Source organism: Streptomyces sp. NPDC006872, from assembly GCF_040635845.1.
Taxonomy (GTDB): domain Bacteria; phylum Actinomycetota; class Actinomycetes; order Streptomycetales; family Streptomycetaceae; genus Streptomyces.
In genome coordinates, this window is the sequence record NZ_JBEYIL010000003.1 from 266,332 (window position 1) to 280,289 (window position 13,958).

The 13,958-nt window shown below is 69.3% G+C and carries 13 protein-coding genes and 2 tRNA genes; 10 read left to right on the plus strand and 5 right to left on the minus strand.

All coding sequences use genetic code 11. From position 1 onward, the window contains the following. Positions 1-33: 33 nt before the first annotated feature. The 4 genes from gyrA (at position 34) to ABZ725_RS10190 (ending at position 4,329) form a co-directional block, all read left to right on the plus strand. On the plus strand, positions 34-2,628 hold the full coding sequence (gene gyrA, locus ABZ725_RS10175; protein WP_351907562.1) for a DNA gyrase subunit A: 2,595 nt from the start codon (positions 34-36) through the stop codon (positions 2,626-2,628). A gap of 19 nt (positions 2,629-2,647) precedes the next feature. Then, on the plus strand, positions 2,648-3,484 hold the full coding sequence (locus ABZ725_RS10180; RefSeq protein ID WP_358802258.1) for a DUF3566 domain-containing protein: 837 nt from the start codon (positions 2,648-2,650) through the stop codon (positions 3,482-3,484). Between the two features lie 123 nt (positions 3,485-3,607). Further along, positions 3,608-3,684 (plus strand) — tRNA-Ile (locus ABZ725_RS10185). A gap of 192 nt (positions 3,685-3,876) precedes the next feature. Then, positions 3,877-4,329, plus strand: coding sequence for a DUF6083 domain-containing protein (locus ABZ725_RS10190; RefSeq protein WP_358802259.1), 453 nt, complete (start codon positions 3,877-3,879; stop codon positions 4,327-4,329). Positions 4,330-4,447: 118 nt separating this feature from the next. Here the strand turns inward: ABZ725_RS10190 and ABZ725_RS10195 are convergent, their stop codons facing one another. Next, positions 4,448-4,813 (minus strand): DUF6344 domain-containing protein, encoded by a 366-nt coding sequence (locus tag ABZ725_RS10195; RefSeq protein ID WP_358802260.1) that lies wholly within the window; start codon positions 4,811-4,813, stop codon positions 4,448-4,450. Positions 4,814-5,174: 361 nt separating this feature from the next. Between ABZ725_RS10195 and ABZ725_RS10200 the strand changes: the two genes are divergently transcribed. Both ABZ725_RS10200 and ABZ725_RS10205 read left to right on the plus strand, forming a co-directional pair. Further along, on the plus strand, positions 5,175-5,303 hold the full coding sequence (locus ABZ725_RS10200; protein WP_003999697.1) for a DLW-39 family protein: 129 nt from the start codon (positions 5,175-5,177) through the stop codon (positions 5,301-5,303). A gap of 268 nt (positions 5,304-5,571) precedes the next feature. Further along, positions 5,572-6,921 (plus strand): hypothetical protein, encoded by a 1,350-nt coding sequence (locus tag ABZ725_RS10205; protein WP_358802261.1) that lies wholly within the window; start codon positions 5,572-5,574, stop codon positions 6,919-6,921. Here the strand turns inward: ABZ725_RS10205 and ABZ725_RS10210 are convergent. Next, complete coding sequence (locus ABZ725_RS10210) at positions 6,885-8,513, minus strand: protein kinase (RefSeq protein ID WP_358802262.1); 1,629 nt, start codon at positions 8,511-8,513, stop codon at positions 6,885-6,887. The genes ABZ725_RS10205 and ABZ725_RS10210 overlap by 37 nt on opposite strands. Positions 8,514-8,725: 212 nt before the next feature. After that, on the minus strand, positions 8,726-9,274 hold the full coding sequence (locus ABZ725_RS10215; protein ID WP_351907552.1) for a DNA-binding protein: 549 nt from the start codon (positions 9,272-9,274) through the stop codon (positions 8,726-8,728). 181 nt (positions 9,275-9,455) lie between these two features. Between ABZ725_RS10215 and ABZ725_RS10220 the strand changes: the two genes are divergently transcribed. Beyond that, positions 9,456-9,528, plus strand: a tRNA-Ala gene (locus tag ABZ725_RS10220). A 65-nt stretch (positions 9,529-9,593) separates the two neighbouring features. On the opposite strand, the gene ABZ725_RS10225 is transcribed toward ABZ725_RS10220, so the two are convergent. After that, the gene (locus tag ABZ725_RS10225) at positions 9,594-10,310 is read right to left on the minus strand and encodes a DUF5324 family protein (protein WP_358802263.1); all 717 of its coding nucleotides are present in this window, start codon (positions 10,308-10,310) and stop codon (positions 9,594-9,596) included. Positions 10,311-10,775: 465 nt separating this feature from the next. On the opposite strand from ABZ725_RS10225, the gene ABZ725_RS10230 reads away from it, so the two are divergent. Both ABZ725_RS10230 and ABZ725_RS10235 read left to right on the plus strand, forming a co-directional pair. After that, a complete protein-coding gene (locus tag ABZ725_RS10230; protein ID WP_358802264.1) occupies positions 10,776-11,309 on the plus strand; it encodes a peptidylprolyl isomerase in 534 nt (177 codons plus the stop codon). A 158-nt stretch (positions 11,310-11,467) separates the two neighbouring features. After that, positions 11,468-12,367, plus strand: a complete 900-nt coding sequence (locus ABZ725_RS10235) for a rhomboid family intramembrane serine protease (protein WP_358802265.1) — start codon at positions 11,468-11,470, stop codon at positions 12,365-12,367. 268 nt (positions 12,368-12,635) lie between these two features. Here ABZ725_RS10235 and crgA read toward each other — a convergent pair whose 3' ends face one another. Then, on the minus strand, positions 12,636-12,890 hold the full coding sequence (gene crgA, locus ABZ725_RS10240) for a cell division protein CrgA (RefSeq protein ID WP_054242100.1): 255 nt from the start codon (positions 12,888-12,890) through the stop codon (positions 12,636-12,638). A gap of 142 nt (positions 12,891-13,032) precedes the next feature. Here crgA and ABZ725_RS10245 point away from each other — a divergent pair, with 142 nt between their 5' ends. Beyond that, entirely contained in the window at positions 13,033-13,917 is an 885-nt protein-coding gene (locus tag ABZ725_RS10245) for a DUF881 domain-containing protein (RefSeq protein WP_351907543.1), read from the plus strand. Positions 13,918-13,958 lie beyond the last annotated feature (41 nt).

A 13,958-nucleotide genomic window follows, 5' to 3' on the forward strand; every position in this document is an offset into this window, starting at 1 on the left:
AGCTGACCGCACCAGGAAGGATTCCCACCAGCTATGACCGACGAGAACACTCCCGTCACCCCTGAAGAGGGCGGCGACGTCGTGATGCGCATCGAGCCCGTCGGGCTCGAGACGGAGATGCAGCGCTCGTACCTCGACTACGCGATGTCCGTCATCGTCTCGCGTGCGCTGCCGGACGTCCGGGACGGCCTCAAGCCCGTCCACCGGCGTGTCCTGTACGCCATGTACGACGGCGGCTACCGGCCCGAGAAGGGCTTCTACAAGTGCGCCCGCGTCGTCGGCGACGTCATGGGCAACTACCACCCGCACGGCGACTCCTCGATCTACGACGCGCTGGTCCGCCTCGCGCAGCCGTGGTCGATGCGGATGCCGCTGGTGGACTCCAACGGCAACTTCGGCTCTCCCGGCAACGACCCGGCGGCCGCCATGCGGTACACCGAGTGCAAGATGATGCCGCTGTCCATGGAGATGGTCCGCGACATCGACGAGGAGACCGTCGACTTCACGGACAACTACGACGGCCGCTCCCAGGAGCCGACCGTCCTGCCGGCCCGTTTCCCGAACCTGCTGATCAACGGTTCGGCCGGTATCGCGGTCGGTATGGCGACCAACATCCCCTCGCACAACCTGCGCGAGGTCGCGTCCGGCGCCCAGTGGTACCTGGAGAACCCGGAGGCCTCGCACGAGGAGCTGCTGGACGCGCTCATCGAGCGCATCAAGGGCCCCGACTTCCCGACCGGCGCGCTGGTGGTGGGCCGCAAGGGCATCGAGGAGGCCTACCGCACGGGCCGCGGCTCGATCACCATGCGGGCGGTCGTCGAGGTCGAGGAGATCCAGAACCGCCAGTGCCTGGTGGTCACGGAGCTGCCCTACCAGGTCAACCCCGACAACCTCGCGCAGAAGATCGCCGACCTGGTGAAGGACGGCAAGATCGGCGGCATCGCGGACGTCCGCGACGAGACGTCGTCGCGCACCGGCCAGCGCCTGGTCATCGTCCTGAAGCGGGACGCGGTCGCCAAGGTCGTCCTGAACAACCTCTACAAGCACACGGACCTGCAGTCGAACTTCGGCGCGAACATGCTCGCGCTGGTCGACGGCGTCCCGCGCACCCTGTCCCTGGACGCGTTCATCCGGCACTGGGTGACGCACCAGATCGAGGTCATCGTCCGGCGCACGAAGTTCCGTCTGCGCAAGGCGGAGGAGCGCGCCCACATCCTGCGTGGCCTCCTGAAGGCCCTGGACGCCATCGACGAGGTCATCGCGCTGATCCGGCGCAGCGACACCGTCGACATCGCGCGCACGGGCCTGATGGGCCTCCTGGAGATCGACGAGATCCAGGCCAACGCGATCCTCGAGATGCAGCTGCGCCGACTGGCCGCGCTGGAGCGCCAGAAGATCATCCAGGAGCACGACGAACTCCAGGCGAAGATCACCGAGTACAACGCGATCCTCGCGTCCCCGGCCCGCCAGCGCGGCATCGTGAGCGAGGAACTGGCCGCGATCGTCGAGAAGTACGGCGACGACCGCAAGACGATGCTGGTGCCCTACGACGGTGACATGTCCATCGAGGACCTGATCGCCGAGGAGGACATCGTCGTCACCGTCACGCGCGGCGGCTACGTCAAGCGCACGAAGGCGGACGACTACCGTGCGCAGAAGCGCGGCGGCAAGGGTGTGCGCGGCGCGAAGCTGAAGGAGGACGACATCGTCGACCACTTCTTCGTCTCCACCACGCACCACTGGCTGCTGTTCTTCACCAACAAGGGCCGCGTGTACCGGGCGAAGGCCTACGAGCTGCCCGACGCCGGTCGTGACGCGCGTGGCCAGCACGTCGCGAACCTGCTGGCCTTCCAGCCGGACGAGGCGATCGCCGAGATCCTCGCGATCCGCGACTACGAGGCGGCGCCGTATCTGATCCTGGCCACCAAGGGCGGTCTGGTGAAGAAGACGCCTCTGAAGGATTACGATTCGCCGCGTTCCGGTGGTGTCATCGCGATCAATCTCCGTGAGACGGAGGACGGTTCCGACGACGAACTGATCGGAGCCGAACTCGTCTCGGCGGACGATGATCTGCTTCTGATCAGCAAGAAGGCACAGTCGATCAGGTTCACCGCCACGGACGAAAGCCTGCGGCCCATGGGCCGTGCCACCTCGGGTGTCAAGGGCATGAGCTTCCGTGAGGGAGACCAGCTGCTCTCGATGAATGTTGTTCGACCCGGTACGTTCGTGTTCACTGCCACGGACGGCGGGTACGCGAAGCGGACCGCCGTCGACGAGTACCGCGTCCAGGGTCGCGGCGGCCTCGGTATCAAGGCCGCCAAGATCGTGGAGGACCGCGGCTCGCTCGTCGGCGCGTTGGTGGTCGAGGAGACCGACGAGATCCTCGCCATCTCGCTGTCGGGCGGTGTGATTCGTACGCGAGTCAACGAGGTCAGGGAGACGGGCCGTGACACCATGGGCGTCCAACTGATCAACCTGGGCAAGCGCGATGCCGTCGTCGGCATCGCACGTAACGCCGAGGCGGGGCGCGAGGCGGAGGAGGTCGACGGTGAGGACGCCGTGGACGAGACCGCCGAGCAGGCCACGACCACCGGCACGGACGAGGGTGAGTCGCCCTCGGCTGAGTAGCACCGAGGAGTGAGTCATCGTGAGTGGAGCCACGGGCGCCGGTACGTCTGCCGGTACGGACAAGAACGGCGGCGGCCGTGGCTCCGCCGCGTCGACGGGGGACGCGCGTACGACCGACGCGCGGGGCGCGGGGGGCGGCGAGGGACGTGCGGCGGACACGCACACGACCCAGCTGAAGGCGATCAAGGCCCCCGTGGCCGACTCCCCCTCGTCGGCACCCTCGACCGACACCCAAGGTGCCAAGGGATCCCAGGGGGGAACCGTGACGGACACCCGAGGCCCACGGGCCGAGCAGGAGGCGTCGCCGCTGCCCGGCGAGCGTCAGCCGCAGCAGCCCGCGGGGCCCTACCACCCGCCGCAGGCATACCCGACGCAGGCGCCCGCGGTCGCGTCCGCGGGCGCGGGCGCGCCGGCGGCCGGGCCCGCCGTCTCGGCCCAGGCCGGCGCGGTTCGGCGGCCGCGGACGGGCGCGCGCACCACGCCCCGCGTCCGCAAGGCGCGGCTGCGGGTGGCGAAGGCCGACCCGTGGTCGGTGATGAAGGTCAGCTTCCTGCTCTCCATCGCGCTGGGCATCTGCACGATCGTCGCGGCGGCCGTGCTGTGGATGGTCATGGACGCGATGGGCGTCTTCTCGACGGTCGGCGGCACGATCTCGGAGGCGACCGGCTCGAACGAGTCGAACGGCTTCGACCTCCAGTCGTTCCTGTCGCTCCCCCACGTCCTGATGTTCACGTCGATCATCGCGGTCATCGACGTGGTCCTCGCGACGGCGCTGGCCACCCTCGGCGCGTTCATCTACAACCTCTCCGCGGGCTTCGTCGGAGGCGTCGAGCTGACGCTGGCCGAGGACGAGTGACCTTTGTCGTCATAGCGGTTTCAAACCTCGCCGAGGGTCCCGCGACTATCGATTTTGGGACTGCCCGCGTCGTGCGCTAATCTTCAGGAGTCAGCGCGCGGGACACACACCGCAGAGCGCGGCGGGGCTATAGCTCAGTTGGTTAGAGCGCATCCCTGATAAGGATGAGGCCACAGGTTCAAATCCTGTTAGCCCCACCAGCTGGAAGACCCCCGGTCCACTTGGACCGGGGGTCTTCGGCATGTATGGGGGACGGTGGTTCGGGCCCTGCTATTACGGCCAAATCGCGACCTACTGTCATTTGCGCGATCCCGCCCACACTCGAACGTATGGGGACGACAGCTGATCGGGGCGGTCGCTGGTGCCAGTGCTGTGGGAAGTCCGGTCCCACCGTGCGCAGTCGGGGGCGCATCGATCTCATGGCCGAGTTCTGCGACGGCTGCTGGAATCGGGTCGCCGACCAGATGGCGTCGGCCGACGGCGCCACATCGCGGCCGTGGCCCGAGCCCGACGGCGACGACGTCACTTTCCTGGAGCCGCCGACCTGTGTCCGGTGCGGTCGTGGCATCCGGATCTTTCCGACGGTCTACGACCGCTGGGTGAGCCTGTCCACCGCGGAACTGCCGGCCAAGGACGTTCCCCCGCGGTTCCGCTGGCGCCTCACCAGGCTCCCCGGCCGCCACACGCCCGTGATCGTCGATGTCCTGGCGGTCCGGGTGCGGGCCATCGCTCCGCTTCCCGGTGAGCTGGTGATACCGGCCCATCGGATGCTCTGCGCCGTGGAGCAGGCGGAAGAGTCGGAGCAGGCGGAAGAGGCGGAGAAGGAGCCGGACGGCGACGGCTGACGTCCGGGCGGACATGGGTGCGCGCACGGCGAAGGCCCGGTGGCTCCTGAGGAGCTGCCGGGCCTGCTCGTGCGGGCTGTACGCAAGTTCGCCGTCACGTGAGGGTCGGAAGGGCCGCTCAGCGCTGCAGGGGGATGGCCGGCGCGGCCGGTTCCGCGAGGTCGCAGGAGGCCGTGGCGTTCTCGGCCGGTTCCGTGTCCGGGAGTCCGCGGTGGCGGCAGCTGGGCGACTTTCCGTGTGCCTCGGCGCGGATGCGCTGTTTCATCGTGGGGGGCAGGGAGCGGGTCTGGGACCAGAGCCAGGGGGAGGAGGTCGTCGGCCAGGCCACAGTGTGCGTGGTGGGCACACTCTCGCTGGTGCGCGTCGGCTCGGTCCGGGCCGCCGCCGTCGTGGCGGTCGTGGTGATGAGTCCGAGCGCCGTGCACAGCGCAAGGAAGGCGGTGACGATGGCGGTCCACAGCTTCATGACCCGGTTCTCGGTCATGGCCCCTCACTTTCGGGTTGGGCGATTTGCGTACTTTCCTCATGATGTGTATGGAGGGCGCGAAGTGGTGGACCGACGCTCGCGGCGTGGCGTTGTTCCGATGAACACCACCCGAATGGGCGCAAGGCGTCATAAAACAGGAGGAGAATGGATCAGACGGGGTGAGAGGGGATGAAAATCACCCTCCGTGGAGATGTGATCACCCTCCGATCGGAGCGGTGTGATCCATGGTGTGAACCCCTGCTACTGCGCTGCCGGGGGCGGGAGTTGAGGGCCGGACGCAGGTCACCGATCGGTATCGGTCGGTGTGTATAGTCGGGCGCCAGAGGTCCCCTACGTCAAGGAAAGACGAGGTCGCGCGGTGAAGAAGCTTCTCCTGGTCGCACTGGCCGCCATCGGCGGGCTCCTTGTGTACCGCCAGATCCAGGCGGATCGCGCCGAGCAGGATCTGTGGACGGAGGCGACTGACTCCGTGCCCACGGGTTCTTGAGCACCGATACGAAGACTGAGAAGTCCGAGCAGACCCCGGCCGCCGCTTGCGGTCGGGGTTTTGTGTTGCGGATCCCCGGGCCTGCGGTTAGAGGCGGGCTTTTCGGACGCTCGTACGGAATGCACGGGTGGCGCGCGCACGGACGGGGCAGGATGGCCCACGTTCGGTCGAAGGCGAGGGGGCGGGTTCGATGGGCCGGCGTGCGGGGCGGACGGGGCGTGAAAGGCGTGGGGCGGCCGGGTGGCAGACCCTCGCGCGGATCACCGTCGTGACAGCGGCGCTCTGCGCGTCCTCCGCGGTGCTGCCCGGTCCGGTCGCCGTGGCCGCGCCGGACGTCCCGTCGTACGCCTTCGCCGACGACGTCCGCACCGCCGCGGCGGCGACGGGCACGAGCGGCACGGTACGCCTGGAGCCCGGCGCGACCTACCGGAGCTCCCTGGAGGGGAAGAAGAAGGCCTACTACCGTCTCGAACTCGACGGCACGTCGAACGCGTACGTCGCCGTGACGGCCGTCCCGCGCGCGGACGCCGAGCTGTCCGTCGGCGAGGGGATCAGCGTCTCCGTGGAGGACTCCGACAGCGCCACCTGCTCCCGGGACTCGGTGATCGTCGGGGCGTCCAAGAGCCCGCAGCCGATCACGGCCTGGGGTGCGCGCGAGTTCCTGCCGGGCAAGGGGCTGTGCCAGGAGGCCGGGACGTACTACGTCGTCGTCGAGCGCACCGGCACCAGCGCGGCTTCCTCGGAGGACTCCGACGACGACAGGACGGATCTCGCCGCCGCGGAGCCCTGGGAGCTGGAGCTCGCGGCCGTCTCGGAGCCGTCGCTGCAGAAGGCGGCCGCCACGAGCGTGCCCGAGGCCTGGGACTCCGCGACGCCCACGCCGCCCGTCGCCGAGCCGGTGACCGTCCGGGGAGGGGCCGGATTTGCCAAAGCGACGGTTGTGGAGCAGGGCGTCTGGAGCGACGAGATCGTCCCCGGGCAGACCCTCTTCTACAAGGTGCCCGTCGACTGGGGCCGCCAGATGTCCGCCGCCGTCGACCTCGGCAGCGCCGACAAGAACTCCGGGTATGTGGTCGACGCCCTGGACATGACCCTCTACAACCCGGTGCGGGCCGAGGTGACGAACGCGAGCGTCGGGTACGGCGGCAGCCAGAAGTCGGCCGCTCTGCCTCCTGTCCCGCCGGTCAGATACGTCAACCGGTACGCGCCCACCGATCCGACGAACTCTTTGCGGTTCGCCGGCTCGTACTACCTCGTGGTGCACCTTGCCGCGCAGGTGGACGAGCGTTTCGGGGACGGCCCCTACGGGCTGACCCTGCGCGTCGGCCTCCGCGGAAGCACCCAGGACGGACCGGGATACGCGCAGCGGTCGGTGCCGCGCGGGTTCTTCGACGTCGGCGCACCAGATCCGGAGCCGTCGGCGGGCGGGGGCGGGACCGGCGGCGACACCGCCTCGGGCGGCGGTGCGTCGGACGGCGACCCCGCGATGCGGGCGGTCGCGGTGGGCGGCATCGGCACCGGAAGCCTGCTGCTGACCGTGCTCGGGATCTGGACGCTGACCGCCCGGCGCAGGGCGGCGGCTCAGATCCGCGCCAACGCCCAGAACCCCACGGCGTAGCAGGCCAGCGCGAGGAGCAGCAACGGCACCGCGACCTTGGCCGGCGGGCCGGGACGCCCCCGGCGCACGGCGCGATGCCCCCGCCGGCCGCTCTGCGGCGCGGTCGCCTGCGCGGTGTACGTGGCGGTGGAGGCATCGGCGCGCGGTTGCCCGTACGAGGGCGCGGGGGAGACGGGCGTCGGCGCGTAGGCGGGGGGACGTGGAGTGGGGGTGGGCGTGGGGGTGGAGAAGGAGGTGGACGTCGGTTGCGGAGGCGGCAGGTGGAAGCTTCCGGTGTCCGACATGGAGGGGACGGCGAGCGGGGCGGGAGCAGCAGTGGGGGTGACCGGCTCGGGCGCCGAATGCGTGGGGCGGCGCGGGTCGGTCGGTATGGAGTCGGTGCCGGGCCACGACTGGCCGGTGCCGGCACCGGCGCCGTTGTAGGCCCGGGAGGGCAGGGCGTCGGTGCCCGGGTGGGCAGGATGGGCGGCCGCTCCTGGGCCGGAAGGAAACGATCCGCTGCCCGGCGGGGCGGGATCAGGGGCCCTTTCCGGGCGGGCGGGCAGGGAGCCGGTGCCCGGGTGGGCCGGATCCGGAGCGGTGTGAGGGCGGGGCGGCAGGAAGCCCGCGCCCGCGCCGGTACCCGTAGCCGCACCCCCGTCGCTGCCTGTGCCCGTACCGGCGTCTGAACCCGTACCCGCACCCGCACCCCTGCCCCGGAGCGGTGTCGGTGTCGTCGGGCCTTCGGGGCCGAACCCCTTGGGCAGTGCGCCCAGTTGGTCGAAGATCTCGATCGTCTCGTCGTCCGGGCCGGGCTCGGGCAACAGCTCGACCGCTGCCGCGAGCGCCTTGCGCGCGCCCGTGGCGGTACGGAAACGGGCCTGCGGGTCCGGTTGCAGGAGGGTGGCCACGACCTGCCACAGCTGCTCCGGAACGCTCTTGGGCGCGCTCGGAGTTCCGTGTTCGGCGAAGTACTCGACGAGCGCCTTGGCGTCCGGCTTGGCGCCCTCCAGCAGATACAGCGCGACCAGGCCGACGGCGAACAGGTCGGCCGGGAAGTCCGGGTCGGCGCCCAGCATCTGCTCGGGTGCGAGGTAACCCGGCGTCCCCACCACGAGGTTGGTGTCGGTCAGCCGGGGCTCGCCGAGCCGCATCGCGATGCCGAAGTCGGAGAGCCGGAGCCGGGGCCGGCCCGTTCCGGTGGCCTCCAGCAGGATGTTGGCGGGTTTGATGTCGCGGTGCACGACGCCCTCCGCGTGGACCGCGGTCAGCCCGGAGAGCAACTGGTCGAGCAGTGTGCACACGAACAACGGGGGCAGCGGGCCGTAGTCGCCGACGAGGTGGACCAGGGAGCCGCCGGCGACCAGGTCCATGGTGAACAGGACCTTGTCGTCGTCGGCGGCCCAGCTGGCGGGCGCGAGGACATGGGGATGGTCGATCCGCAGCGCCTGCTCGCGGACGAACCGCAGCAGCGCGTGCGCGTCGCTCTGCTGGAGGACCTTGGCGGCGACATAGCGGCGGCGACGGTGGTCCCAGGCGCGCCAGACCGCACCGACCCCTCCGCGGCCGATCGGGTCGGCCAGTTCGTACCGTGCGGCGAAGACCTCACCCATGGCGGTGCTTAGCTCCTCCCCCTTGTCCCCTTCTCCCTTTGTCTCTCTCGCCCTCTCGTCTGTCTCGTCTCTCTCGGTTCTCCCCCGTTGCCACCCTCGCGATGAGCGATACGACCCCTGTATGCCCCCGAACCGCCCCCTAAGGGGCCTGCCCCCCCCGAAGCCGCCGACCGCCCGGCTGCCGAACCCCCTTCGGCGACCGGGCGGAGGGCTCAGCTCTGGTGGGACTGGTAGTGCGTGACCGCGTCGGAGGTACGGCCGGCGCCGTACACCCGGAGGAACTCTGCCAGTTCCGGGTGGGTCGGGGCGAGAGTGTCGGCGGCCTCGATGATGTCGCCGGCGGCGGCCACCGAGCGCAGCAGGGACTGGATCTCGCGGACGACCCGCTTGACCGTCGGCGCCCCTGAACTGCTCGTCGTCTGTGTGGTGTTGCTGAGCACCGAGCCCCCCTGCGACCGCTTGATCTCGTCCATGCGCTCGGTCGCCTCGGCGGCGCTGACGCTGCCGTCCGCGACCTGCGCCGCCAACTCCTGGAGCAGCTGCACCCGCTGCACCACGGCCGGGTTGCCGATCTTCGCCCGCTGACCGCTCATCAGCTGCGACAGCATCGGTGCCGACAGTCCCAGTACCCCCGCGAGACGAGCCTGGTTGAGGCCAAGATCGTCGATGAGCTTACGGAAGAGCGCCCCCAGCGGCTCCCCGTACCAGTTCCGCTGCAGTTCCCGCGCTCTCGCGGTCGCTTCCTGCTGTGCGGCGTCCATTGCGTCTCCCCATCGCTTCCCCAGAAACCGCGGTTCGCTGTAGCGAACCACGTCCGAGCATCTTACGGAGAGTGGTCATCCGCGGGGACCCCCAATCTTTTTGCGAGATACCCCGGGTGACCCGGTACTCTGGTCTGCGGCGCCCGCCGGTAAGAGGTTTCTCCGGCCGGTCGTCTCTTGCGGGGCCTTAGCTCAGTTGGTAGAGCGCTGTCTTTGCATGGCAGATGTCAGGGGTTCGACTCCCCTAGGCTCCACGCACAAGACCCCTCCGACCTGCGGGAAAGCAGGTCGGAGGGGTCTTTTTTTGGTGGGTGGTCGCTCAGCCGCGGTCCTCGCGCTTCGCGGCTTCCTCCTCGGCCTCCTTGGCCTGTACCTCGGGGTCCAGGGCCGTGGTGTCGCCGCTGCCGTCCACCGAGGTCAGGCCGCCTGCGGCCGGCACCTCCGTGGCCGCCGGCGGCTCGACCAGCCAGTCCGGGTTGGCCTGCTTGTCCCACCACTTCCAGGCCGCGAAGGCGCCGCCGGCGACGACGCCCAGCACCACGAGCGCCTTGGCGAGCTTGCCCGCCTTGGCCCGGCGCCGGTGCTTGCGCACCAGCTTCTCGATCTCCTTCGGCGTCACCTGGCCGCGCAGGGCCGCCAGCGCGGCGACGCCACGGGCGGTGGCCTCGTCCCGCACGGGCCCGGCCGCGGCCACGGCCTGTTCGATCCTCGGCCGGGAGTAGTCGGCGGCCTGCCGTGCGGCCAGTCGGGCACGGGCGGCCGCCTCCTGTGCGGCCAGGTCGACCTTCGGCGGGACATGTGTCTTGGCCTGTTCCACGCGCGGGGCGACATGGGCGTCGTACTGGACGCGGGCCTGGACTCGGGCTTGGTCGGCGGCCTGCGACACCTTGGGCGCGAGCCGTACACGGGCTTCCTGCGCGTAGAGCGCGGCCCGCTCCTTGGCCGTGTCGGCGTAGGGCGCCACCACTTCCGCGGCGTGCAGCACGCTGTCCTTCGCCGAGCCGGTCGCGGCGCGCACGCTGTCGATGCGGGTCACGGGTTCCTCCTCCTCGGTGGCGGTACGGTATTTCGACTGTCCACCCTTTTACGGATCATGCCTGCCGACGGCCGTCCCGGCATGTGCGGACGGGCATACGGGTGCCGGTCGCGCGCTGATCGCACGCTGATCATGTGCGACAGCGGATGGATGGATCGCTGGATGGGCTGATGGGCTGATCGACCGATGGGCTGATGGACCGATGGATCGATGGATTCGGATCTTCGGTGTGGATCGGTGCAGATTCTGATCAATGCAAACAGTCGGGGCATTGGCAACAGAGCGTCGACAGGGCGACAAAGCCGACGATGCCACGGATCGGCCGCGCCCGCTCCCGTCCAGGCCGACTCGGGCGCGATTCCGTGCCGGAACCGTCGGTTCCGATCGGGGGCGGGCCGTCCGACCACGCGGGCCGCGGACCGTGCGAGGATCGGGGGGTCACAGGAAGACAACGGAAGGCAGATCGTGGCCGAGCAGCTGTACGCCACCCTGAAGACCAACCACGGCGACATCGAGATCCGGCTCTTCCCGGACCATGCCCCGAAGACGGTCAGGAACTTCGTCGAGCTCGCCACCGGTGAGCGTGAGTGGGTCAACCCGGAAACCGGCGTGAAGTCCACGGACAGGCTCTACGACGGCACGGTCTTCCACCGCGTGATCAGCGGATTCATGATCCAGGGCGGCGACCCGCTGGGCAACGGCACCGGCGGTCCCGGCTACCAGTTCGAGGACGAGTTCCACCCGGACCTGCGGTTCGACAGGCCCTACCTGCTGGCCATGGCCAACGCCGGCCCGGCCACCAACGGCTCGCAGTTCTTCGTCACCGTCTCCCCGACCGCCTGGCTGACCCGCAAGCACACCATCTTCGGCGAGGTCACCGACCCGGCCAGCCAGAAGGTCGTGGACGCCATCGCGACCGCCCAGACCAACCCGCGCACCGACCGTCCGCTGAAGGACGTCGTCATCGAGTCGGTCGTCGTGGAGAGCCGCAAGGGCTGAACGGCGCCTTCGGGAACCATGCGCCCTGCTCGTCCGTAAGGATGAGCAGGGCGGTTCCTTTACGATCCGTTCCGACCGGATCCCTTCCTGTCCCATCCTTCCGGTCCACTTCGCACACGGCGGCTCACGCGATTCGCACGTATTGACTGGGGGAGCCCATGGACCAGGCGCCTGGCAGCCGGCAGGACGACGCGCAGAGCGGTCTGCCCGTGTGCTACCGGCACCCCGACCGGGAGACCGGCATTCGCTGCACGCGCTGCGAGCGCCCGATCTGCCCCGAGTGCATGGTCAACGCCTCCGTCGGTTTCCAGTGCCCCAACTGCGTCCGCGAGGGTTCCGGCACGGGCCACGCGCCCGGCGCCTCGCAGCCCCGCACCATCGCGGGGGGCGCGATCGCGGCCGATCCCCATCTGGTCACCAAGATCCTTCTCGGGATCAACGTCGCGATGTTCGTGCTCCAGCAGGTCCTCGGCGACAGTTTCACCGACCGGTTCGACCTGATCGGCCGGGCGATCATGCCGGCTCTGGGGTACGGCGAACTCCAGGGTGTGGCCGAAGGGCAGTGGTACCGGCTGCTGACCTCGATGTTCCTGCACGGCAGCGTCATCCACATCCTGTCCAACATGCTCAGCCTGTGGTGGATCGGCGGCCCGCTCGAAGCGGCCCTCGGCCGGGTTCGCTACCTCGCGCTGTACCTGGTCTCCGGTCTCGCCGGCAGCGCGCTCACGTATCTGATCGCCGCGCCCAATGCGGCCTCGCTCGGCGCCTCCGGGGCGATCTTCGGGCTCTTCGGGGCGCTCGTCGTGCTGGTGCGCCGACAGCGCCTGGACATGCGGCCGGTGATCGCCCTGCTGGTGATCAACCTGGTCATCACGTTCGGATGGGCCGGGATCGCCTGGCAGGCGCATATCGGCGGCCTGGTCGCCGGCGTCGTCATCGGCTTCGGGATGCTCCACGCGCCTCGTGAGCGCCGGGCGCTCGTGCAGTTCGGGACGTGCGCCGTGATGCTGGCCGCCGTCCTGGTCGTGACGTTCCTGAGGACCGCTCAGCTCACCTGAGCGCGCTGTTGTCCACAGTCTGTGTCGAATCTTGTGCACAACGTGCGGGAACAACTGTGCCCCCTGTCATCGACCCGCGTTTGCGCAGGTCGGACAGGGGGCGAACAGTTTTTCGAGTGAAGGTGACAGCCGGTAGTTACGTCACACCGGCGTCAACCCTCGATGAGTTATCCACAGATCGTCTTTCTTTTCCCCATGTGGAAAACCGCTGTGGATAACTCACGGAACAGCCGTGGGCAGAGCTACTTCCACGAGCTGATGCCACGAGTTACTTCCACTGCGTGGAGACGCCGAAGCCCGCCGCGATGAACCCGAAGCCGACGACGATGTTCCAGTTGTCCAGCTTGTCGATGGGCAGCGAGCCGTCGGTCACGTAGAAGACCACGATCCAGGCCAGCCCGATGAGGAACATGGCCAGCATCACGGGCGCGACCCAGGCACGGCTGTTCAGCTTGATGGCGGTCGCCTGCTTCGCCGGCGGCGGCGTGTAGTCGGCCTTCTTGCGGATACGTGACTTCGGCACGAGGGTCTCTCCTGTCGATGCGCTGCGTGGCCGCGCAGAGTGCTGGGGTCGGGCTCGGGGGCTGCGTGCCAGGGGACTGAGGGGCTCCTCCGGGCGTCCGTTAGCGTAGTGCTTCTACGGCGCCGAAGGAGATAAGGGTACGTTGAGCAATTCTGCCGACTCTCCCCGCACGGGTTCAACGGGTTCACCCCCCGATCCCACCCCCGTTTCCCCTTCCGTTCCCTCACCCGTCCCCTCCGCGGCTTCCCCCACTGCTTCCTCCCCTGCTTCTTCCGCGGCTTCCTCCGCCGATCGCCGGGGCGGATTCCGTCCGGTGCGGGTACTCACCGTGGGCGTCTTCGCCCTCGCCGGCCTCCTCTTCTTCACCAGCTTCAACACCGCCAAGGGCACCAACATCCGCACGGACGCCTCCTTGCTGAAGCTGTCCGACCTCATCCAGGAACGCAGCCAGAAGAACGGCGAACTGGAGGGGGCGAACGGGACCCTGCGCGACGACGTGGAGTCGCTGGCCGAGGCCGACGACGGCAGCACCCAGGCCCAGGACGACAAGCTCGCGGGACTGGAGAAGGGCGCGGGCACCCAGCAGCTCAAGGGCAAGGCGATCACCGTCACGCTCAACGACGCCCCGCCGAACGCCACCGCCAAGCTCCCCGGCTACCCGGAACCGCAGCCCGACTACCTGGTCATCCACCAGCAGGACCTCCAGGCCGTGGTGAACGCGCTCTGGCAGGGCGGCGCCCAGGGCATCAAGGTCATGGACCAGCGGCTGATCTCCACCAGCGCCGTCCGCTGCGTCGGCAACACCCTGATCCTCCAGGGCCGCGTCTACTCACCGCCGTACAAGATCCAGGCGGTCGGCGACCCGGAGAAGCTGCAGCAGGCGCTCGCGGACGCCCCGGCGATCCAGAACTACATGGTCTACGTGAATGTCTACGGCCTCGGCTGGAAAGTCACCGAGGACGGGGCGGTGACTCTGCCGGGTTACTCGGGCACAGTGGATCTGCACTACGCCAAGCCTGTGGAGTAAGGCCTCAAGCGGGCCGTCGAGCGAGTCCTTATCGGAGCCGC